The organism is Kribbella sp. NBC_00709, from assembly GCF_036226565.1.
In the GTDB taxonomy this organism is placed as follows: Bacteria; Actinomycetota; Actinomycetes; order Propionibacteriales; family Kribbellaceae; genus Kribbella.
Genome location: NZ_CP108996.1, coordinates 8,585,003 through 8,606,958, shown reverse-complemented (window position 1 = coordinate 8,606,958; position 21,956 = coordinate 8,585,003). Strand labels below are relative to the sequence as shown.

Here is a 21,956-nt window from a genome sequence, read left to right as displayed (position 1 = left end):
TTATGAGCGTACGGGTTGGCATCAACGGGTTCGGGCGGATCGGGCGGGACTATCTACGGTGTGTGCTCGAGCGGCGGTCCGGCGGTGTCGAGGTGGTGGCGATCAACGACGTCGCCGCGCCGGCGACGCTGGCGCACCTGCTGCGCTACGACTCGACGTACGGGCCCTTGAAGGAAGAGGTCGCTCACTCCGACGACTCGATCACGGTCGGCGGCCGAACCATCAGGGCAACTGCCGAGCGCGATCCCGCCCGGGTCGACTGGGCGGCCGTCGGTGCCGACATCGTGATCGAGTCGACCGGCAGGTTCCGCACCCGCGAGGCCGCCGGTGCGCACCTGACCGCGGGCGCTCGCAAGGTCATCCTGTCGGTGCCCGGCAAGGACGTCGATGTGACGGTCGTCCTCGGCGTCAACGAGGACGACTATGACCCGGCGAGGCACCACGTCATCTCCAACGCATCGTGTACGACGAACTGCGTCGCGCCGATGGTGTCGGTCCTGCACCGGGCGTTCGGTATCGAGCGTGGCCTGATGACAACCATCCACAGCTACACCAACGACCAGGTGCTGCTGGACTCGCCGCACAAGGATCTCCGGCGCGGACGCTCCGGCGCCGCCAACCTGATCCCGACGAGCACCGGTGCCGCCCGCGCGGTCGGTCTGGTGATCCCGGAAATGGCCGGCAAGATCGACGGTGTCGCCGTACGGGTCCCGATCGAGGACGGGTCGCTGACCGATCTCACGGTCGAGCTGTCCACGGCGGTATCGGCCGAGCAGGTGAACCAGGCGTTCGCGGACGCGGCGGCCGGGCCGCTCAAGGGCATCCTGCGCTACACCACGGCTCCGATCGTGTCGCACGACATCATCGGCGACCCGGCGTCGTGCATCTTCGACGCGCAACTCACGCAGGTCCAGGACCACCTGGTCAAGGTCTTCGGCTGGTACGACAACGAGTGGGGCTACACGAGCCGCCTGGTCGACCTGACCGAGCTCGTCGCGGCCTCACTGTGATTTCAGGGATTGTGCAGGGGAGCGGAGGAACGATGAACGGCGAGTACGTCGTCCGGCTCGACAATGACGTGGATGCGGCGCAGGTAGGCGTCAAAGCTGCCCGGCTGGCCGAACTGGCCGATGAAGACATCCGGATTCCCGAAGGTTTCGCGATCACCGCTGAGGCCTACGGAGAGTTCGTCCGGAAGGCGCGGCTGGGGTCCGTGATCGCGCGAGCGATCCGCAGGTACCGCGCCGGCCGCGACCTGGTCGTGGCCGCGGCCGAGATCCGCTCCGCCTTCTGTGACGCGTCGCTGCCCTCGACGGTGGTCGGCGACATCGTGAAGGCCTACCAGGAGCTTGGTGGCGACGGTACCGAGGTCGTCGTCCGGTGCAGCCCGGTGACATCGGTCGACACTGCCCAGGACGCCGTCTTTCTGCATCTCACCACCGCGGCCGACGTGGTCGCCGCCTGCCGGCGGTGCTTCGCCTCGCTGTACAGCGCCGTTGCCGTCGGCAACCGAGAGGCTGAGGGCATCGACCACCTCCGGGTGGCGATGCCGGTGACCGTGCAGCGGATGGTGCGATCGGACCTCGGCGGCTCCGGCACGGCCCGCGGTGAGAGCACGTTCGTCCGGGTGCGCGCCTCGTGGGGTCTCGGTGAGCCCTCGGCCGCAGATGCCGACCTGTACTCCGTCCATCCCGGCGCCCGCCCGATGATCGTCAGGCATCGTGGCGCCAAGCTGACGAAGACCGTGTACGCCGTCCCGCGCGGAATCCGCATGGTCGCGACGACGCCGGGGGAACGAGCCGACCTGGTGCTGACCGACGACGACCTGCGCAAGCTCGCCCGGTGGTCGGTCGCCGCGGACAAACACTTCCGCCGGCCGACAACGCTGGAGTGGGCGAAGGACGGGTGCTCGGGTGAGCTCGTCGTGGTCGAGGTCCGTCCGGGCACAGGGTCCGTGGTGACGATCCCGGCGCGCGACGCCGGCATGCCCGCAGTACGGGTGATGTGATGTTCGAGGTGCGGATCCACGGCCGGGGCGGCCAGGGAGTGGTGACGACGGCCGAGTTGCTGTCGGTCGCGGCGTTCACCGAAGGCCGGGAAGCGCAGGCGTTCCCGACCTTCGGGTCGGAGCGGACCGGTGCACCGGTGGTCGGCTTCTGCCGGATCGACAACAGCCCGATCCGGACCCACGAGCCGATCGCGGAGCCGGACGCGGTGATCGTGCAAGACGCCACCCTGGTGCAGCACACCGATGTCTTCGGTGGCCTGCGAGGCGACGGGTACCTGCTGATGAACACGTCGTGGTCGCTTGCCGAGCTCGGCCTGGACGCATTCGTGCGAAGGTTCCGGCCCGAGCGGGTCCTGATGATTCCCGCGACCGAACTGGCGCTGACCCACTTGGGCCGTCCGCTGCCCGGTGCAGTTCTGCTGGGCGCCTTCGCGGCCCTCACCCAGCAGGTCACGGTGGAATCGATCGTGACGGTCGTCCAGGACCGGTTCTCCGGAGCGATTGCCACCGGCAACGTTGCGGCTGTCCGTGCGGCGTACGACCTGGCTCGCCGGCAACTCGAGGAGGCTGACCATGCGCTCACAGATTGAGGGATCGCGCGCCGTCGCGCAGACGGTCGCACGGTGCCGGCCGGAGGTCGTGTGCGCGTACCCGATCTCGCCGCAGACGCACATCGTCGAGGCGCTCAGCGTGCTGGTCGCCTCCGGTGAGCTGGCGCCGTGCGAGTTCGTCAACGTCGAGTCGGAGTTCGGCGCGATGTCCGTCGCGATCGGCGCGTCCGCCACCGGCGCCCGTGCCTACACGGCGACCGCCAGCCAGGGCTTGCTCTACATGGCCGAGGCGCTCTACAACGCGTCCGGGCTCGGGCTCCCGATCGTGATGACGGTCGCGAACCGGGCGATCGGCGCCCCGATCAACATCTGGAACGACCACAGCGACGCGATGTCGCAACGCGACTCCGGATGGATCCAGTTGTACGCCGAGAGCAACCAGGAGGCGGCCGACCTGCACGTCCAGGCGTTCCGGATCGCCGAGGAACTCTCGTTGCCGGTGATGGTGTGTATGGACGGCTTCGTGCTGACCCACGCGGTCGAGGGGATCGACGTTCCGTCCCAGGAGCAGGTCGAGGCGTTCCTTCCGCCGTTCGAGCCGCGGCAGGTCCTGGATCCGGACGCGCCGATCACGATCGGCGCGATGGTGGGTCCGGAGGCCTTCACCGAGGTGCGGTACCTGGCGCACGAGAAGCATCGCCGGGCGCTGGAGGTAATTCCGAGGGTTGCGGACGACTTCGCGCGGACCTTCTGGCGGAGCTCCGGCGGCCTGGTCCACTCGTACGGCTGTTTGGGCGCGGAGACGATCGTGGTCGCACTCGGATCGGTGCTTGGTACGGTCAAGGACACGGTCGACGAACTCCGCGCCGAGGGGGTCAGCATCGGGGTGCTGGGAGTGACCTCGTTCCGGCCGTTCCCCTCCGACGCCGTGCGGGCGAGGCTGCGCGGTGCGCGGCGCGTCGTCGTACTCGAGCGGGCGCTTGCCGTCGGGATGGGCGGGATCGTCTCGGGCGACGTTCGTGAAAGCGTGCCCGGAACACCGATCTCCACGGTGGTCGCGGGGCTCGGCGGCCGGCCGGTGACCAAGAAGTCGTTGCGGGCGCTGTTCACGGACGCGGTGGCCGATCGGCTCGAACCGCTGACCTTCCTGGACCTGAAGCGTGACGTGGTCGAGCGCGAGCTCGGCCGGACGAGTTGAGGGGACCGAGCCATGCCTGTGCAACGGATCAAGTTCTACCAGACCGGGAGCTTCGCGGTCGGGAACCGGCTGCTGGACCCGGATCAGCGGTCCGTGCAGGCCGACACCGCGCGGACGAACTCGCTCACCAAGGGCCACCGTGCCTGCCAGGGATGTGGCGAGGCGCTCGGCGCCCGCTACGTGCTGGACGCGGTGATGCGTGCCACCGGCAACCGTGCGGTGACGGTGAACGCGACCGGCTGCTTGGAGGTTTTCTCGACACCGTTCCCGGAGTCCTCGTGGCGGGTGCCGTGGTTGCACTCGCTGTTCGGCAACGCCCCGGCGGTCGCGACCGGCGTCGCGGCGGCTCTGAGAGCGAAGGGCCGGACCGATGTCCGGGTGGTCGGACAGGGCGGCGACGGGGGTACGGTCGACATCGGTCTGGCGTGCCTGTCGGGGATGTTCGAGCGCAACGACGACGTCCTCTACATCTGCTACGACAACGGTGGCTACATGAACACCGGCGTACAGCGGTCGGGGGCCACGCCGCACGGTGCGGTGACGACCACGACGCCGGCCGGAAACTCGTTCGGGCAGGGCAAGAGCCTGCCGTTGATCGCGATGGCGCACCGGATCCCGTACGTCGCCACTGCGACCGTCGCGGATCTGCGTGACCTCGAGTACAAGGCGACCCGGGCGATGGAGTTCCGCGGCGCCCGGTACCTGCACGTGCTGGTGCCGTGCCCGCTCGGATGGCGGACCGGCTCCGGCGAGACGATCCAGGTCGCGCGGCTCGCCGTGGAGACCGGCGTCTTCCCGGTGTTCGAGGCGGTCGACGGCGAGGTGACGGACGCGACGCGGATCCGGCGCCTGCGCCCGGTCGAGGACTACCTGCGACCGCAGGGACGCTTCGCCCACCTGTTCGGCGATACCCCGCGCGACGACGTGATCAGCAGGATCCAGGCCGAGGCGGACCGGAACATCCGGACGTTCGGCCTGACCGAACCCGACGAGGTGAGTTAGATGCCCGAGGCCACCAACACCACTCCGCATCCGTTCGCGATCACGCTGGACGTCGGATCCAGCCTGGCGAACAAGACGGGTTCCTGGCGGACCGAGCGCCCGGTGTACCTCGATCGGATGCCGCCGTGCAACAACGCCTGCCCGGCGGGGGAGAACGTCCAGGAGTGGTTGTCGCACGCGGAGGAGGGCGACTACGAGTCTGCCTGGCGGCAGATCATGATCGACAACCCGTTCCCGGCCGTCATGGGCCGCGTCTGCTACCGGCCCTGTGAGACAGCCTGCAACCGGGCGACGCTGGACGAGCCGGTCGGCATCAACTCGGTCGAGCGGTTCCTGGGCGACGAGGCCATAAAGCAAGGCTGGACTGTGACGGTGGAGGCGCCGCCGAGCGGGAAGAGTGTTCTGGTGGTCGGAGCGGGTCCGTCGGGGCTGTCCGCGGCGTACCACCTGGCGTTGCGCGGCCATCAGGTCACCGTGCGGGACGACTCGCCGGAGGCCGGCGGCATGATGCGGTACGGCATTCCGTCGTACCGCCTGCCGCGGGAGGTGGTCGACGCGGAGATCCAGCGGATCGTCGACCTCGGTGTGCGGTTGGAGCTCGGCGCCGGGGTGACCGATCTCGGCGGCGCGCTGACCGAGTTCGACGCCGTGTTCCTGGCCGTCGGCGCACACATCGGACGGCGTGCGGACATCCCCGCCGGTGACTCGGCACGCATCGTCGATGCGGTGTCGCTGCTGGCCGACCTCGAGAAGGGCGAGCAGCCGCTTCTCGGGCGCCGGGTCGCGGTGTACGGCGGCGGCAACACCGCGATGGACGTCGCCCGGACTGCCCGCAGGCTCGGTGCCTCGGACGCAGTAGTGGTGTACCGGCGGACCCGCGATCGGATGCCGGCGCACGACATCGAGGTCCGCGAAGCCCTGGACGAGGGTGTCCGGATGCGGTGGCTGTCGACCATCGTGTACGCCGGCGCCGACCGGATCCGGATCGAGAAGATGCGGCTCGACGAGACCGGGTTCCCGCAGCCGACCGGTGAGTTCGAAGAACTGGACGCCGACTCGGTGGTTCTCGCGCTCGGGCAGCAGGCGGATCTCGCACTGGTGAGTGATGTCCCTGAGGTGGCGATCGCCGACGGCGTGGTGCAGGTCGATGGGCGGATGATGACGGGTCACGCCGGACTGTTCGCCGGTGGCGACATGGTCCAGGGCGAGCGGACTGTCACGGTCGCGGCCGGGCATGGCAAGCAAGCTGCGCGAAACATCGACGCGTGGCTGCGGGACGCGACGTACGAGCACCCGGAACGGCCCGAGCCGGCCTCGTTCGAGCGCCTCAACACCTGGTACTTCGCGGATGCTTCGGCGACGCTGCGCCCGCAACTCGACGCTGCCCGCCGGATCACGAGCTTCGACGAGGTCACGGGTGGGCTGACGGCGGAGAACGCGTTGTTCGAGGCCCGGCGCTGCATGTCCTGCGGCAATTGCCTGGAGTGCGACAACTGCTTCGGCGTCTGCCCCGACAACGCGATCATCAAGCTCGGCCCGGGCAAGGGCTACGAGATCGACCTGGAGTTCTGCAAAGGCTGCGGTCTCTGCGCGGCCGAGTGCCCGAGCGGAGCCATCACCATGATCCGCGAGCGCTCTTGACCGCTGCCTCGGCACAGAGGATGCCGTAATGGCCGTCGTAGCGCGCGTACAGGGCGGTGAGCAGGCCGGTCGCCTTGTCCGTGAAGATCTCCACCGGCGCACCGGTCAGATCGAGGCGGCTTCTGGCGGTCGCGACACTCCGGCGCTCGGACTGCGCCAGCACGATCGGCGGCGACGTGACGTCGAGCCCGATCGGGTTCGGTCGTGCCTGGATGATCCGGTAACTACCGGGTCCGCTGCGGATGACGATGCTGTCCTGGCGGCTGTACCTCTCCCGGAAGAGATGGAACCGATAGTCCATCGCTTCGAGGGCCACGATGGCCTCGGCTGCGGTCATCGCCATCTGCTGGCAGACCTTGTGCCGTGCGACTCGACGGACCGACGGCGGCAGTAGCTCCGGCGGTGACGGCGGGGCCGGCGGGATGACACGTTCCCGCAGACATTCGGCGAGCGCCCCCGGGTACGTGTGCAGCTGCCCGATCGTGCGCGTCGCGAGCAGGCCGACCAGCTCGGACATGGTCGCGGCCGCCACCTGCGCCCGGACCCGCCGGTCGCCGGCCAGTTGTACGTCGGCCTGCGCGACCAGCGGCCTGAGCAGCCCGGGCTCCGGCAGCCGGGTCAGCCGAACCCGGCTGTGCGCCGCCAAGGGCCCGAGGATCGGCCCGAGGCGTTGGCGAATCAACGCCGCCGCATCGGTCGGCAGGATCCCCGCCGTACCGACCGGAATCGTTGCCGTCGGCCTCAACGGCACCGCGAAATGACCTTCTGTACTCATGTTTCCCCCTGAACAGCTCGGTCCTTCGAGCGTGCAGGTCCGATGCGCCCTCGAACAGGGCCGTTGGTCCCTGCTGTCCTCGCGTTCCGAAGGTGACCATCGGTCGTGACCACCGGACCGACCCACAACCCGTCCACACAGCCGACAACGTCCAGCCCCGTCCACCGGACCTTCGGGCACCAGCCGTTGTGGCCGTTCACTTCCGAGGCCGCTGCGACCGCCTGGCAGCAGGCCTACCGCAACGGTGGCCAGCAACCCTGGCACCTCGACCCGGGCCGGGCAGTCGGTGGGCGGGTCACCGGTGTCGACGAGGCGATCCGTGTCGACGTTCGGCAGGGGTCCGGGGGCGATCGGCTCGGCACCTTCTGTTGCGTGGCGGCCGGCGGTCAGTGGCAGCCCGTGGTCTGCGCAGGTGGCGTTCGCGGGCGCGACCGACCCGGCCGTGGTGATCGTCGCCTCGACCGGCGGCCATTACCAGGGCGTCGAGGCCTTCGCGGTCACGGCGATCCGAACAGTCGACTGAGGGCGGCTCACGAGGTGGCCGAAGGTCCCGGGTGATCGGGGCCGACGGCTCTGCCCCGGCCGGGCCGGCGGGACGAGATTGGTAGTGGGGACCCCGGACAGCCGGGGCTCCGGAAGAACGGCTCGAGTGGAGATGAGGATCATGCAGAAGCGAGCGTCGTTGAACGAGCTCGGTCTGAGCGCCGGGAAGAAGACCCGGCTGCGCCGGATCCTGTTCGACCACGGCCTGCAGAACGGGACTGCGTTGTTCCTTCCGTACGACCAAGGACTCGAACACGGGCCGCGGGACTTCTTCGCGAACCCGCAGGCGTCGGACCCGAAGTACATCATGAAGCTGGCGATCGCCGGGGAGTTCAACGGCATTGCGATCCAGATCGGGCTGGCGGAGAAGTTCTTCTGGGACTACGCCGGTGAGATCCCCCTGATCCTGAAGCTGAACGGCAAGACCGACATCCCGTCGGACGAGGCGGCGTTGTCACCGGTGCACGCGAGCGTCGCGGACGCCGTCCGGCTCGGAGCCGACGCGGTCGGCTACACGCTGTACGTCGGTTCGCCGGCCCAGGAGGCCGATTTCGCGCAGTACCGGCAGGTCCGGTCGGATGCCGAGCGGCTCGGAATGCCGTTGGTCGTGTGGGCGTACCCACGCGGTGCGGCGATCACGGCGAAAGGCGGCACGGACTCGTTCTACGCGGTCGACTACGCGGCCCGGGTTGCCAGCGAGCTCGGCGCGGACGTCGTGAAGGTCAACTTCCCGCACCCGGCCAAGCGGGACAACGTCAAGCCGCCGTACGAGGAGATCTTCACCCCCCAGCAGGCGATCGACGGCGTCATCCGATCGGCGAACCGGACGCTGGTCCTTGTCTCCGGCGGCGAGAAGGCCGGCGATGACGCGATGTTCCGCAAGGCCCAGCAGGCGATGGACGCCGGCGGTCTCGGACTGATCTTCGGCCGGAACGTCTGGCAGCGCGGCTACGACGAGTCGCTGGCCTTCGTCGACGGTCTCAAGGAAATCCTCGTCCAGCACTCCAGTGATTGAAAGGAATCCCAGTGATGAAGAAGTACATCCTCGTAGGCGTCGATGACACGCCCGAGAGCCAGATCGCCTTGCGCTGGGCCGTCGACGCGGCCCAGGCGCGGGGGTCGGCGGTGCGAGTAGTGCGGGCCTATCTGACTGAAGCCGGCCGGTGGCCGGCGCTCGGCGTCGAAGGGTATGTTCCGCCGCCGATGCCGCTGGACAAGTTCCAGCACGAGCTCGACGACGCGGTGCAGTTCGCGCGGGACCGGCTCGGGTACCCGGGCGGCTCCGGCTGGCTGGCGAACTCCGATCCGGCGAACGCGATCCTGACCGAGGCCGGCGAGGCCGAGATGGTCGTCGTCGGGACCCGGTCGCGGAACAAGATGTCGGCCGCGGTGCTGGGCTCGGTGGCGACGGCCATGGCGGCCAAGGCGCCGTGCCCGGTTGTTGTCGTGCGCGGTGAGCACCGCGCGGGGCCGGTTGTGGTCGGCACCGATGGTTCGCCGGATTCCGAGGACGCGGTCGCGTTCGCCTTCGAGGAGGCGGCGCGGACCGAACAGCCGCTCGAGGTCCTGCACTGCTGGCAGCCCCAGATCGAGCATGCTGCATCGATCGACAGCACCGAGGACCTGCTGACGAACTGGCTCGCCGAGAGCCTCGAGCCGTACCGGGACAAGTACCCGACGGTGAAGGTCCGCGCATCCGTGATCGACGGCCGCCCAGGTGCGCGGCTGATCGAGCGCTCGGACGGGGCATCGCTGGTCGTCGTCGGCTCCCGAGGCCGCGGCGGCGTTGCCGGGCTGCTGCTGGGATCGGTCAGCCAGAGCCTTCTGCACCACGCGGACTCGCCTGTCGCGATCGTCCGCCACCACCGGGAGTCGTGATGGGCCACTTTCTGACAGTTGCCGACGTGATGACGAAGAACGTCGTCACCGTCACCGAGGACACGCCTTTCAAGGCCGTCGCCGCCGTACTGGCGGAGAACCACATCAGCGCCGTGCCGGTCCGCAGTGTGTACGGCGGGGTGGCCGGGGTTGTCTCCGAAACGGACCTGCTCCGCAAGGAGCAGTACCAGCGGACACCGCACGGCCTGCACTGGCCGCACCGCAAGACGCGGGCCAAGGCGGAGGCGCTGACTGCCGGAATGCTGATGACCAGCCCTGCGGTGACCGTGGAGGGTGGCTGCACGCTCGACGAGGCCGCACGGCTCATGGCCGGCCGCGGGATCACCCGCCTGGTCGTGACCGATGGCGACGAGCTGGCCGGAATCGTCGCGCGCTCGGATCTGCTGAAGGCCTTCCTGGCGACCGACGAGGAGATTCTGGCTCGGGTACGGCGTGACGTTGTCGACCGGAACCTGTGGGACGACCCGCTATCTGTGGAGGTGTCGGTCCACGAGGGCGTTGTGACGCTGACCGGTCAGGTGGAGAAGAAGAGCACGGTCGCGTTCGCCGAGGAGCTCGTCGGCGGTGTCGACGGTGTGGTCGGCGTTCAGACCAAGCTGACCTGGACGTTCGACGACACGACGCGCGCCACCGGCGCGACGTTCTACTAAAGGCCGAAGCCGGTGACGACCACGGAGCAGCCCTCGACGGAGCTGAAGACGAGCGATCCTCAAGAGCCCGCCGATCGGCTGTTCCGTGATCTTCGGACCACGCCGGACGGTCTGTCGGCGCGGGACGCGGAACGCCGGCTCGAGGCGTACGGGCCGAACGAACTGACCCGGCGTCGGGGAACTGGCTGGGTGGGTGAGCTGGGCCGGCAGCTCACCCACCCTTTGGCATTGCTGCTGTGGCTCGCCGCAGCGCTGGCAGCCCTCGGCGGTACGGGCGTGCTGGCCGTGGCGATCGTGGTTGTGGTCCTGCTGAACGCGGGGCTCGCATTCGTCCAGGAGCGACAGGCCGAGCGCGCGGTCGAAGCGCTGGCCGCCTATCTCCCGGCGTTGGCGACGGTTGTCCGCGACGGCGACGTCCGCAGCGTCGAGGCACGCTCACTGGTGCCGGGCGACATCGTAGTGATTGCCGAAGGCAATCGGGTGTCGGCCGACGTGCGATTGGTCGTGGGAGCTGTCGAGATCGACAACTCGACGCTCACCGGCGAGTCGGTGCCCGTTGTCCGGTCGGCCGACCAGCTCGATGCCGCGGGCAACTTGCTGGATGCCGGCGATCTGGTGTTCAGCGGCACGAACTGCACCGCAGGCGAGGCACGCGGCGTGGTGTTCGCGGCCGGCATGCACACCGAGCTCGGCCGGATCGCGGCGATGTCGCAGCGCGTGACCCGGGAGGACAGTCCGCTGGAGCGGCAGGTCAAGCGGGTCGCCTGGCTGATCGCCGCGGTCGCAGTCGGCGCGGGACTGCTGTTCCTGCTGCTGGGCGTGACGGTCGCGGGCTTGTCGTTGCCGGATGCACTCAATTTTGCCATCGGTCTGCTGGTGGCCAACGTCCCCGAGGGACTGCTGCCGACGATCACGCTCGCGCTGGCGGTCGGCGTACGGGTCCTGGCCCGGGCCGGCGCTGTGGTCAAGCGGCTGTCGGCGGTGGAGACGCTCGGATCCACGACGGTGATCTGCACCGACAAGACGGGCACGCTGACGCAGAACCGGATGCACGTGACGGATGTCTGGGTGCCGTCGCGCTCGGTCCCGCTGCTGCCGGCCGACGACGACCAGGTACGGCGCCTCGGGGCGACGCTCGCGCTGTGCTCCAATGCTGCAGCGGACAGCGGAGATCCCACCGAGGTCGCGCTCGTCCAAGCTGCGGTCGGGGTCGGTGCGCCGATGAACCCGGCGGCGCGGGCAGCCGGCCGGAGCGCGCAGTACGCGTTCGACCCGTCACTGCGGCTCATGTCGACCGTCGATCGGTGCGGCGACGAGCTGGTCGCCCATGTGAAGGGTGCGCCCGAGGAGATCCTTGCTCGTTCGACGCGATACCTGACTGCGACGGGGGAGGAGGAGCTGACCGACGAGGTACGGGCGGAGTTCGGGCGGACGTTCGTGGAGTTCGAGGGGCGCGGGCTACGGCTGATCGGCGCTGCCGACCGGACGGTCGAGCGGGCCGCGGCACGCGCGGACGTGGAGTGCGACCTGGTGTTCCTCGGTCTCGTCGCGATGCTCGACCCACCGCGGCCGGAAGTGGCCGACGCCGTACGGCGTTGTCAGGCGGCCGGGATCCGGTTGATCGTCGTCACCGGGGACAACGGGTTGACCGCGGCCGAGATCGCCCGGCAGGTCGGCATCACGCACGACGGGGTCAGGGTCGTGACCGGAGCGGAGCTGGACCGGATGAGCGAGCGTCAGTTGGACGACCTGCTTGCGGCGGACCATGAACTGATCTTCGCGCGGAGCTCACCCGAGGCGAAGCTGAGGATCGCGGACGCTCTGCAGGCACAGGGCCACGTCGTCGCGATGACCGGCGACGGGGTGAACGACGCACCAGCGTTGCGCCGGGCCGACATCGGAGTGGCGATGGGTGCCTCGGGCACCGATGTCGCCCGCGAGGCGGCCACGATGGTGCTGACCGACGACAACTTCGCCTCGATCGTCACTGCAGTCGAGTCGGGCCGCCGGGTGTACGACAACGTGCGGAAGTTCATCGTCTACATCTTCGCCCACGCCACCCCGGAGGTGGTGCCGTTCCTGATCTACGCGCTGTCGGGCGGGCGGGTTCCGCTGCCGCTGACCGTGCTGCAGATCCTCGCGATCGACCTCGGCACGGAGACCCTGCCGGCGCTCGCCCTCGGCCGCGAACCCGCCGAGCCCGGGCTGATGGACCGGCCGCCGCGACGCCGGACCCAAGGTGTGATCGACGGTCCGATGCTGGCGCGCGCCTGGGGGTTGCTCGGTGGGCTGTCCGCGATCCTGGTCGTCGGCGCCTTCTTCTGGACACTCCTCGCCGGCGGCTGGCGTCTTGGCGACCCCACCGGCACCGGCGACCCGTTCCACGAGTTGTGGCTGCAGGCAACCACCATGTCGTTCCTGGCCATCGTCGCCTGTCAGCTCGGCACCGCGTTCGCAGCCCGCACGCAGTACGCATCGCTGCGCTCGATCGGTGTCACCACGAACCGATTGCTCTTGTGGGGCGTCCTGTTCGAAGTAGTCTTCGCCGCCGCCGTGGTCGCGCTGCCACCCCTGCAGAACATCTTCGGCACCTCGGTCCCGCCGACGTCGCAGCTCCTCGTCCTGGCGACCTTCCCATTCGTCGTCTGGGGCGCCGACGAACTGTGGCGCCTGCTTCGCCGTCGGCGTGCACCAGGGCGGTCGAGCTCATGACCGCAATCTTCGACTGGCTCGCCCAACTGCCCACGTGGCTGGTGCTGACGGTGGTCTGCCTGCTGCCGGCGCTCGAGGCATCGACCTTCCTGGGCCTCGTCGTGCCGGGCGAGACCGCGGTCATCATCGGCGGAGTGGTCGCCCACGCGGGTGGCTTGCCGCTGTGGGCCGTGATGGTTGCGGCTGCACTTGGTGCGATCGTGGGCGACCAGGTGGGGTTCGTGGTCGGGCGGCGCCACGGGCCTGGACTTCTCGGCCGGTTGCCGAGCCGGCTGCGACGGCCGGAGCAGGTCGAGCGGACCCTCGCCCTGATCCGTCGCCGCGGAGCCGTCGCCGTGATCCTCGGCCGCTGGACCGCTGCGTTCCGGGCGCTTGTTCCCGGGATCGCGGGGATGAGCCGGATGCGGCGCTCGCACTTCACCTTCGCGAACATCGTCGGTGGAGGGGTCTGGGCCGTCCTGGTGGCCGGCGGAGGCTTCCTGGCCGGAGCGTCGTACCGGGTGCTCGAGCAACGCCTGGGGCTGGTGAGCGGCCTGCTGCTAGGCGGGTTCGCCAGCACCCTGACTGTCGCGGTGTTCGTACGGCGTCGTCGGCACCGTCGGCTGGGCGGGTGAGGTGCGGACGTACCGTTGCCGCATGGTGTCGCGGCGGAGTTGGGTCGAGCAGGTCATGGGGCTGCCGATCAGTGTGCTTGCGCGCGGCGAGGGCGCCGGGTCGGAGGCGGCGGAGGTCGCGGTGCGGAAGGTGTTCGCCGAGCTGATCGAGGTGGATCGGGTGTTCTCGCCGTACCAGGCGGACAGCGCGGTGAGCCTGCTGGCGCGGGGCGAGGTGAGTTGGGATCGTGTTGATCCGGTGGTGCGCGAGGTTGCCGAGCGGTGTGTTGCCGCGCGGGAGTTGACCGGTGGCTTGTTCGACGCGGAGGTGCCTGGTGGCGGGTGGGACCCGTCGGGGCTGGTGAAGGGGTGGGCGGTCGAGCGGGCCGGTGAGTGGCTGCGGGAGGTCGGTGACGTGGACTGGTGCCTGAACGCCGGTGGTGACGTGCTCGTGGTGTGTCCGAGCACCGAGCCGTTCACGGTGGGCATCCAGGACCCGCGTGATCCGGGCCGGGTGGTCGCGAGTGTGCCGCGGACCGGGGGAGCGGTGGCGACAAGTGGCACTGCCGCGCGGGGCGCGCACCTGTACGACCCGCGCAGCGGCGGGGCGGCGAAGAGCCGCTGGCTGTCGGTGTCGGTGACCGGACCTTCTCTGGAGTACGCCGACGTGCTGGCCACGGCTGCCTTCGTCGCGGCCGACGGCTGGCCGGACGTCCTGAACGCGCTCCCTGGGTACGAAGGTCTGGGTATTCTTGCCGACGGCAACCTGTTCGCCACCGCCGGCTGGGGCGAGCGATGAGTGCGCGGATCCTGCTGATCGAGGACGACGGTGACCTGGCCCGGCTCCTCGACCGGGTCCTGACCGACGAGGGCTACACCGTGACCCGGGCAGCGGACGGGCACACCGGTCTGCATCTTGCGCTGACGCAGCCGGTCGACGCGATGATCGTCGATCGTGGTCTGCCGGCCGTCGAAGGTCTGGACCTGATCGCACGGCTGCGCAGTCGTGGTGTCGGTACGCCGATCCTGGTGCTGTCCGCTCGGAGAAGCACCGAGGACCGGGTCGAGGGCCTGGACACCGGAGCTGAGGACTACCTGACAAAGCCGTTCGAGCTGACGGAGTTGCTGGCCCGCGTGCGAGCGCTGCTCCGGCGGCATCTGGATCACGCAGTCGAGCTCGCCGTACCAGGTGGCTCGCTGGACCTGGCCGGCCGGACGGTACGTCGGACCGATGGCGGAACCGTAGAGCTGTCGGAGCGGGAGGCGGCTCTGCTTGGACTGCTGGCGGCGCGGCCCGGAGCGGTGTTCAGCCGGTCCGACCTCCTGGACCGGGTGTTCGGCGATGCGGAGTCCGAGACGGTCGTCGACACCTACGTCCACTACTGCCGGCGGAAGCTGGGGCGAGGAGTGATCAGCACGGTGCGTGGCCTCGGCTATCGGTTGGGCAAGCCATGAGCGGACGGCCGATCGGTGACGAGGTTCTGGTTCGCCGGGCCGCTCGTCGCGTCGCCGTGCAGGCTGCGGGGCTGGTCGCGCTCGCGATGCTGCTGCTCATCGCCTTGGTCACACTTGTCGTCGTCCGTGGGCAGGCCGGGGCCGCGGACGAGTTGCTCCGGTCCGCCATCGCCACGGCCGACGACGTCGGCGACCCGCCGGCGGGCACTTGGCTGGCGATGACCGGATCGTCCGGCACGGTCACCTCGCCAGGCCTGCCTGAGGAACTTCTCCCTGAGCTGGCTGCGCTTCGGTCACGAACCACCGGACAGATCAGCCTGATCACGATCGAGAACGACGACGGCGAGTATCGCGTTGCGACCGGCGTCACGAAAGGCAGGCCGGTCCAGGCCGTGCTGAATCTCGCGACGGCACACAAGGAACGCGCCCGGCTGCTGCAGGCGATGGGCTTCGCGACGGCGCTCGGCCTGCTGCTCGCAGGGCTGCTGGGCGTGCTGATCGGGCGTCGCGCCGTACAGCCGCTGGCCCAGGCCTTGACCCTGCAGCGCGCGTTCGTGGCTGACGCCGGGCACGAGTTGCGGACACCGTTGACGTTGCTGAGCACTCGCGCGCAGGTGCTCGGCCGGGCCTTACGTCGCAGCGGTGCGAGTGAGGAGATCCTGGGGGATGCGGACGGCGTGGTCGACGACACCCGCCGGTTGGCCGAGGTCGTCGACGACCTACTTGCCGCCGCGGATCCGCGGGGCGCGGAGGATCACGAGCCGGTCGACCTGGTCCGGATCGCGCAGGACGTGGCCGACACGGCCGGCGCTCACGCGGAGCAGGCCGGAGTAGTGCTGCGGTGGGAGTCCCATGGTGATACTGCGCTTGCCTTCGGTTCACAGAGTGCGATCCGGCGCGCGACGATCGCGCTGGTCGACAATGCGATCGACCACACGCCGCGCGATGGCGCAGTCCGGATGACGGTACGACGGCATCGCGGCGACGTGATCCTGGCGGTCAGCGACACCGGGCCGGGGATCGGTCCGGAGGCCGCGCAGCGTGTACTGCGCCGGTTCGATTCCGGGGGCCACCGGGCCGGACGTGCCCATTACGGGCTCGGACTGGCGCTCGCACACGACGTCGCGAACCGGCTCGGCGGTCAGCTCCGGCTGGTGCCGAGCGACATCGGGGCGACGTTCGAACTCGTCCTGCCCGCGATCGCGGAGGACAGTCCAAGGAAGGACTAAGAAACCGCGGTCATCGTCGGAGCATGACGTACCGCGGTGCAGCACACGAGGTCAGCCGGCCGCGGCGTACGCATGTCCGGCGCCGCCCGCGCCCGACTCCGGTGTGGTGGCGCGACGTGGTCGGGATCCTGTGCTGGGCGAGTGTCCTGGTGGTCGTCGCGCTGTGGGTGTCCGGGCGTGGCCTGCAAACACTGTTCAGCGGTCCGGCGGATCTGCTCACGTCTGTCGGCAGGCTGTCAGGACTGGTCGCCGCCGACCTGCTGCTGGTCCAGGTGTTCCTGATGGCGCGGGTGCCGATGATCGAGCGGAGCTACGGTCAGGACGAGCTGGCGCGCAAGCACCGGCTGGTTGGTTTCTGGTCGTTCAACCTGCTCCTGCTGCACATCGTCCTGATCCTCGCCGGGTACACCCTGCGTGATCACAACAATCTGCTGCGGGAGACGTGGACCGTCGTCACGACGTACGGCGGCATGCTGCTTGCGGTCGCCGCGACTCTCGCGCTGACGCTGGTCGTGTTCACCTCGGTCCGGGCAGCGCGGAAGGCGCTGCGGTACGAGTCGTGGCATCTGCTGCATCTGTACGCATACATCGGCGTCGGGCTGTCCATACCGCACGAGATCTGGACCGGTGCGGACTTCACGACCTCGCCGGTGGCGCGCCTGTACTGGTGGTCGGCGTACGGCGTGGCCGTCGGCGCGATCCTTCTGTACCGGCTCGCGCTGCCGGTCTGGCGGACCCTTCGGTACGGGCTCACGGTGCGCGAGGTGACCCATGAGGCGCCCGGTGTGGTGACCGTGTTGCTCGGTGGGCGTGGACTGCACCGGATGCCCGTCCGGGCGGGGCAGTACTTCGTGTTCCGCTTCCTCGACGGTCCGGGATGGTCACGGGGCAACCCGTACTCGCTGTCGGCCTCGCCGTCGCCCGACCGGCTCCGGGTGACGGCGAAGGCCGCGGGAGACGGCAGTAGCCGGCTCGCGCGGTTGCGGCCCGGCACTCGGGTGGCTGTCGAGGGGCCGTACGGGCGACTGACCGCGGAGCGACGGGTCACCGACCGCGTCGCGATGTTTGCCTGCGGCATCGGTATCACTCCGCTCCGCGCGTTGCTGGAAGAGCTCGAGTACGAGCCGGGCAAGGCCGTTCTTGTGTACCGCGCGCACAGTGAAGCGGATCTGGTCTTCCGTGACGAGCTGGAGCAGCTGGCCCGGCGTCGCGGCATCACGGTGCACTACGTGCTCGGGCCGCGGCTGCGGAAGCGGTCGTCATGGCTGCCGGAGAACGCCCGGTCGTGGTCGGACGTGGACGCGATGTGGGACCTCGTGCCCGGGATCCCGCAGTACGACGTCTATGTCTGCGGGCCGGATCGGTGGATGGACGCGGTGTGTGCGGCTGCGCTGGAGGTCGGGCTACCGGCCAACCAGCTGCACCAGGAGCGATTCTCGTGGTGAAAGGAGTACGTGCGTGAGGCGCGGGATCAGACTGCTGATGACGGTAGCAACCACCGCGGTCGTGGCGGTGGCGTTCCGGGCGAGCGTGCAACCGCCATCCCTGTCATCGAGTACGCCGACCCGGAGTACGCCGACACGCAGTACGCCGACACCGCCAAAGCCAAGTGCTCCAACATCTTCGAAGACGACCGCCCACAGGGCCACCCCACGGTCCCCGGCGGTGTCGTCTGTGGTCGCGGGCGGTGTCGTCGACACGCAGTACGGGCCGGTGCAGGTGGAGGTCACCGTGCGTGGAGAGCGGATCGTCAAGGCGCACACGCTGCAGCACCCGAGCGGCGACGGGCAGACCGACCAGATCAACGGCTACGCGGTCCCGCAGCTCAACCAGGAGACGATGGCTGTTCAGAGTGCGCAGATCGATACGGTGTCCGGCGCGACCTTCACCTCTGAGGGGTACCGCCAGTCACTGCAGTCCGCGCTCGACGCCGCGCACAAGGCCGGTGCGCTGTGAGGACACATTCGGAGCGGCTGCGGCGCAACCTGCTGGTCGGCGGCAGTACCGGCGTACTGCTGGCTCTGCTCTTCCTGTTCCCGACGAGCCGGAACCACGTCTCCACGCCGTCGGTGTCCACGGTGACGCCGGGCATCGTCAGTACGTCGCCCGGAACCGGCGACATAACGGTGAACGGGGCGTCGGCCGGCACGCGGTACGGGCCGGTGCAGGTCCGGATCACCATCAAAGGGCGCCGGCTGACTGCGGTGACGGCGGTGGTCTACCCGTCCGAAGGTGGGCGTGACCGCGAGATCAGCTCGTTCTCGCTGCCGCAGCTCGAGCAGGAAGCTCTTGCTGCGCAGAGTTCCCGGATCGACACGGTGTCGGGGGCAACTTTCACCTCCGACGGGTACCGCCGTTCGCTGCAGTCCGCCCTGGACGCAGCGCATTTCCGGTCCGCCGGGTGAGCGTTCCAAGAAAACACCAAGATCCCGCTGCCAGCCTGGCTGCTCCGAATCGGTTACGAGTCGAAGGAACCTGATGCAGACAGTCAACGGTCTCCCGGCCCACGTGCTCCTTGTGCACGCCATCGTCGTCCTGCTCCCACTGTCGGCGGCGCTGCTGGCGCTCACCGCGCTCTGGCCCGCGGCCAGACGCCGGCTCGCCGGACCGAACGCGATCCTGTCGCTGCTGGTCGTCGTACTGGTGCCGATCACGACGAGCGCAGGCGAGTGGCTGGAACACCGCCTCTCAGCGAACCCGCTGATCCACCGCCACGCCGAGCTGGGCGACACCGCGATCTACGCGGCCATCGGCGTCGCGGCAATGGCGGTCGTGCTCTGGTGGCGGCAACGAGAGAGCACCGGCCGGACACCGGCGAAGCGCACCTTCCTGGCGCCCACGTCGAACGCCCTCACCACGACCCTGACCGTGATCGCCGTCCTCGTCGCCGGCGCCGCCGTGTACGACGTAGTCCGCATCGGCGACTCCGGCGCCAAGGCAAGCTGGAACAACTGGGCCGCCCGCCGCCCCTGAGCGGACAGGCCCAGAGGTCATCCGCCGTGGGCCGTGGAGATGTCGCGGCCGTCCAATGTTGGGAGGGCGATGGCGACCAGGACGGCGGAGCCGGCGAGGAGCCAGAGGTAGCTGAGTTGGAGGCCGGCGCCGAGTGGGCCGTTGTGGAAGGCCTGGTGGATGGGGGAGTAGGGCTGCCAGTCCTCGAAGCGCGGGAGGATGAGGCCGGCGGCATACACGACGTACGCCGCGGTCGCGGCCGCCGCGGCGATGCCGATGGCGGTGGTGCGGCGCCCGGTGAGTGCGCCGACGGCCAGTGCGAGTACGCCGTACTCGAGGCCGAGCAACGTCATCGCAAGGGCGCCACTGGCGGCGTCCACGGGGGAGATGCCGAGTCCGAAGATCGGACTCGCGATGGTGGTGGCGGCGAACAGCGTGAGGCCGAGAACCGCGAGCGAGGTCGCCAGCGCGAGGGCTTTGTCGAAGACGATCCGGGCGCCGGAGACCGGGGTGACGAGCAGCAGTTCGAGCGTGCCGCGTTCCTCTTCGCCGGCGATTGCACGCGCGCCGTGGCCGATTCCGAAGACCAGGAACAGGCCGGGCAACATCAGCGTGAACAACTCGGCGTTGAGGAATCCGGCGCCGGTCGTCATCGCGTCGAGGTTGAAGAACTTCCGCAGCGCCTCGGGGAACGACTGGTAGAGCTGCGTCAGGTCCAGCATGTCGCGCACCGACGGCCAGAGCGCGGACTCGAGCAGTACCAGGACCGCGATCGCGATCGACCAGCCGATGAGGCCGCGGCGGGCGTCGTACATCGACTTCAGATAGACGCTGCGGAACATGGTCCTCACCCCTGGCCGTCGTAGTAGTCGAGGAACGCCGCCTCGAGATCCGCCTCGTGGCTGACGACGTTGCTGACGCCGTACGGCGCGACGGCCTTGAGCAGCTCCGCGGTCGACCCGGCGATGACGATGTGCGCGGTGCGGCCGTCCACCGACAGCTCCTGCAGGCCCGGTACGGCGTGGATGCTGTCCGTCGGCGGGACGCCGTCGAACGTGAGGTCGAGGCGCCGCCGGGCTCGGTCTCGCAGTGCCGGCACGGACTGCACGGTGACCAGTCGTCCGGCGCGCAGGATGGCGACCGTGTCCGCGACCGCGTCGACCTCGGAAAGGATGTGTGAGGACAGGAAAACGGTTCGTCCGGCGTCCCGGGTCTCGCGCAGCAGACTGCGGAACTCGCGCTGCATCAGCGGGTCGAGTCCGCTGGTCGGCTCGTCGAGGATCAGCAGGTCCGGGTCGTGCATGAAGGCCTGCACGATGCCGATCTTCTGCCGGTTGCCGCGGGACAACGTGCCGATCCGGACGCCGAGGTCCAGGTCGAACCGCTTGGCCAGCAGTTCGATCCGATTGCGTTCGACGCCGCCGTACAGATGAGCGAAGTAGTCCAGGTACTGCGTACCGGTCAGGTCCGGGTAGGCGACGAACTCGCCCGGCAGGTAGCCGATCCGGCGCTGCAGGGCGTCGTACTGGTCCGAGGCGTCGAAGCCGAACACGACCGCGGACCCGGCGGTCGGCCGGATCAGGCCGGCCAGCAGGCGGATCGTGGTGGTCTTACCGGCCCCGTTCGGCCCGAGGTACCCGAGGATGACGCCGGCGGGTACGTCGAGATCGAGACTGTCGAGGGCGGTTCGGTGACCGAAGCGCTTGGTCAGGTTGCGGGTTCTGATGACGTGGTCCATGTCAGAACTCCGGATGGTGTACGACGGCGACCGGGCTGTGTGAGTGGTAGAGCAGACCGCGGGCGACGGATCCCATTCGCAGTTCGGAGAACGCCGTACGGCCGAGGCCTCCGACCACGACGAGGTCGGCGTCGCGCGACTCGCGGGCCAGGGCGAGAACGGCGTGGTCGGTGACGCTGCGGCGGTGGACCGCGATGTCGGGGTACTTCGCTGTCCAGCCTTCGAGGGTTCGCGTGAGCAGTTCGTCGGCGGTGTCGCGCCACGGCTCCTGGTCCGGGTCGTCCCAGACGTTCGGGTCTGGGTAGCTCTTCGGGATCTCGACGGCGTGGAGGCCGAGGATCTCGGCGCCGGTGGTCGCGGCCTGTTCGAACGCGAATTGGAGCGCGTCCTGACCTTCGACGGATCCGTCGATGCCGACCACGATCCGCCCGCGGGGTGGGGCTGCTGGGTCCCAGGTATCGGGCACGACAACCAGGGGGACTGTGGTGCTGAGCGCCGTACAGACCTGGGAGGTCGAGCCGAGGACCAGTTCGGCGAAGCCGCCCATGCCGCGGCGGCCGACGACCAGGGCCTGGGAGTGTTCGGACTGCTCGAGCAGGACCTGGGCCGGCTGGCCGTGCCGGACTTCGAGCGACGCGGCCCGGAAGCCGATCAGCTCGAGTTCGTCGAGGGCGTCTTCGAGCACCTCGCTGCCGTCGTCGCGTGCGTTGGGCGGCGCGCCGACGGCCACGTGGCGGTCGTCGTCGACGACGTGCACCGCGTGCAGTGGCGCGTCGTGCAGCATCGCGTACGACGCTGCCCAGGTCAGCGCGATCAGCCCGTCGCGGGATCCGTCGATCCCTACCAGCACAGGCAGTTGTGTGGACATGAGGACCTCCCGGACTCGTACTCCTGGCAGCTCCAGTCAAGCCTTGGATGTGGGCCGTAGGCAGGGCCGAAGGTCCTGCTGAAGGGAGCGTTTCGGCCGCTGTCACGGGTGACCGAACGGGACAGAGTCGACAGTGGAAAGT

The 21,956-nt window shown here is 69.3% G+C and carries 22 protein-coding genes; 18 read left to right on the top strand and 4 right to left on the bottom strand.

Annotated elements, in window-relative coordinates; all coding sequences use genetic code 11:
* Positions 1 to 2: 2 nt before the first annotated feature.
* The 6 genes from gap to OHA18_RS41780 are packed head-to-tail and all read left to right on the top strand — an operon-like array spanning position 3 to position 6,400.
* Positions 3 to 1,010, top strand: coding sequence for a type I glyceraldehyde-3-phosphate dehydrogenase (gene gap, locus OHA18_RS41805; RefSeq protein WP_329000962.1), 1,008 nt, complete (start codon positions 3 to 5; stop codon positions 1,008 to 1,010).
* 32 nt (positions 1,011 to 1,042) lie between these two features.
* Positions 1,043 to 2,008, top strand: a complete 966-nt coding sequence (locus tag OHA18_RS41800) for a PEP/pyruvate-binding domain-containing protein (RefSeq protein WP_329000961.1) — start codon at positions 1,043 to 1,045, stop codon at positions 2,006 to 2,008.
* Positions 2,008 to 2,598: a 2-oxoacid:acceptor oxidoreductase family protein gene (locus OHA18_RS41795; protein ID WP_329000960.1), complete on the top strand. Its 591-nt coding sequence runs from the start codon at positions 2,008 to 2,010 to the stop codon at positions 2,596 to 2,598. The genes OHA18_RS41800 and OHA18_RS41795 overlap by 1 nt, the downstream gene beginning before the upstream one ends.
* Positions 2,582 to 3,757 carry a transketolase C-terminal domain-containing protein gene (locus OHA18_RS41790; RefSeq protein WP_329000959.1) on the top strand — a complete coding sequence of 392 codons (1,176 nt, stop codon included), beginning with the start codon at positions 2,582 to 2,584 and terminating at the stop codon, positions 3,755 to 3,757. The genes OHA18_RS41795 and OHA18_RS41790 overlap by 17 nt, the downstream gene beginning before the upstream one ends.
* Before the next feature lie 12 nt (positions 3,758 to 3,769).
* Positions 3,770 to 4,759, top strand: a complete 990-nt coding sequence (locus tag OHA18_RS41785; protein WP_329000958.1) for a thiamine pyrophosphate-dependent enzyme — start codon at positions 3,770 to 3,772, stop codon at positions 4,757 to 4,759.
* A complete protein-coding gene (locus OHA18_RS41780) occupies positions 4,760 to 6,400 on the top strand; it encodes an NAD(P)-binding protein (RefSeq protein WP_329000957.1) in 1,641 nt (546 codons plus the stop codon). It abuts the gene before it with no gap.
* Here OHA18_RS41780 and OHA18_RS41775 read toward each other — a convergent pair.
* Positions 6,375 to 7,175 carry a sigma 54 modulation/S30EA ribosomal C-terminal domain-containing protein gene (locus OHA18_RS41775; protein ID WP_329000956.1) on the bottom strand — a complete coding sequence of 267 codons (801 nt, stop codon included), beginning with the start codon at positions 7,173 to 7,175 and terminating at the stop codon, positions 6,375 to 6,377. The two genes, OHA18_RS41780 and OHA18_RS41775, sit on opposite strands and share 26 nt — an antisense overlap.
* A gap of 664 nt (positions 7,176 to 7,839) precedes the next feature.
* Between OHA18_RS41775 and OHA18_RS41770 the strand changes: the two genes are divergently transcribed.
* From OHA18_RS41770 to OHA18_RS41715, 12 genes are all read left to right on the top strand, one after another.
* Positions 7,840 to 8,733, top strand: a complete 894-nt coding sequence (locus OHA18_RS41770; protein WP_329000955.1) for a class I fructose-bisphosphate aldolase — start codon at positions 7,840 to 7,842, stop codon at positions 8,731 to 8,733.
* Between the two features lie 14 nt (positions 8,734 to 8,747).
* On the top strand, positions 8,748 to 9,596 hold the full coding sequence (locus OHA18_RS41765; RefSeq protein ID WP_329000954.1) for a universal stress protein: 849 nt from the start codon (positions 8,748 to 8,750) through the stop codon (positions 9,594 to 9,596).
* Entirely contained in the window at positions 9,596 to 10,267 is a 672-nt protein-coding gene (locus tag OHA18_RS41760) for a CBS domain-containing protein (protein WP_329000953.1), read from the top strand. Before OHA18_RS41765 ends, OHA18_RS41760 begins: the two co-directional genes overlap by 1 nt.
* Positions 10,268 to 10,279: 12 nt before the next feature.
* A complete protein-coding gene (locus OHA18_RS41755; protein WP_329000952.1) occupies positions 10,280 to 12,979 on the top strand; it encodes a cation-translocating P-type ATPase in 2,700 nt (899 codons plus the stop codon).
* The gene (locus OHA18_RS41750) at positions 12,976 to 13,593 is read left to right on the top strand and encodes a DedA family protein (RefSeq protein WP_329000951.1); all 618 of its coding nucleotides are present in this window, start codon (positions 12,976 to 12,978) and stop codon (positions 13,591 to 13,593) included. The genes OHA18_RS41755 and OHA18_RS41750 overlap by 4 nt, the downstream gene beginning before the upstream one ends.
* A 22-nt stretch (positions 13,594 to 13,615) precedes the next feature.
* Entirely contained in the window at positions 13,616 to 14,371 is a 756-nt protein-coding gene (locus OHA18_RS41745; protein WP_329000950.1) for an FAD:protein FMN transferase, read from the top strand.
* Entirely contained in the window at positions 14,368 to 15,027 is a 660-nt protein-coding gene (locus OHA18_RS41740) for a response regulator transcription factor (RefSeq protein ID WP_329000949.1), read from the top strand. The genes OHA18_RS41745 and OHA18_RS41740 overlap by 4 nt, the downstream gene beginning before the upstream one ends.
* Positions 15,024 to 16,256, top strand: a complete 1,233-nt coding sequence (locus OHA18_RS41735; protein ID WP_329000948.1) for a sensor histidine kinase — start codon at positions 15,024 to 15,026, stop codon at positions 16,254 to 16,256. Before OHA18_RS41740 ends, OHA18_RS41735 begins: the two co-directional genes overlap by 4 nt.
* A 23-nt stretch (positions 16,257 to 16,279) precedes the next feature.
* Positions 16,280 to 17,701 (top strand): ferredoxin reductase family protein, encoded by a 1,422-nt coding sequence (locus OHA18_RS41730; RefSeq protein WP_329000947.1) that lies wholly within the window; start codon positions 16,280 to 16,282, stop codon positions 17,699 to 17,701.
* Between the two features lie 220 nt (positions 17,702 to 17,921).
* Positions 17,922 to 18,212: an FMN-binding protein gene (locus tag OHA18_RS41725; protein WP_329000946.1), complete on the top strand. Its 291-nt coding sequence runs from the start codon at positions 17,922 to 17,924 to the stop codon at positions 18,210 to 18,212.
* On the top strand, positions 18,209 to 18,661 hold the full coding sequence (locus tag OHA18_RS41720) for an FMN-binding protein (protein ID WP_329000945.1): 453 nt from the start codon (positions 18,209 to 18,211) through the stop codon (positions 18,659 to 18,661). The genes OHA18_RS41725 and OHA18_RS41720 overlap by 4 nt, the downstream gene beginning before the upstream one ends.
* Before the next feature lie 73 nt (positions 18,662 to 18,734).
* Positions 18,735 to 19,229 (top strand): DUF2231 domain-containing protein, encoded by a 495-nt coding sequence (locus OHA18_RS41715; RefSeq protein ID WP_329000944.1) that lies wholly within the window; start codon positions 18,735 to 18,737, stop codon positions 19,227 to 19,229.
* A 17-nt stretch (positions 19,230 to 19,246) separates the two neighbouring features.
* On the opposite strand, the gene OHA18_RS41710 is transcribed toward OHA18_RS41715, so the two are convergent.
* From OHA18_RS41710 to OHA18_RS41700, 3 genes are read right to left on the bottom strand one after another with little or no spacing between them, the layout of a single operon-like run.
* Entirely contained in the window at positions 19,247 to 20,050 is an 804-nt protein-coding gene (locus OHA18_RS41710; protein WP_329000943.1) for an ABC transporter permease subunit, read from the bottom strand.
* Between the two features lie 5 nt (positions 20,051 to 20,055).
* On the bottom strand, positions 20,056 to 20,946 hold the full coding sequence (locus OHA18_RS41705) for an ABC transporter ATP-binding protein (protein ID WP_329000942.1): 891 nt from the start codon (positions 20,944 to 20,946) through the stop codon (positions 20,056 to 20,058).
* A 1-nt stretch (position 20,947) separates the two neighbouring features.
* Complete coding sequence (locus OHA18_RS41700) at positions 20,948 to 21,814, bottom strand: universal stress protein (RefSeq protein ID WP_329000941.1); 867 nt, start codon at positions 21,812 to 21,814, stop codon at positions 20,948 to 20,950.
* Between the last annotated feature and the right edge of the window lie 142 nt (positions 21,815 to 21,956).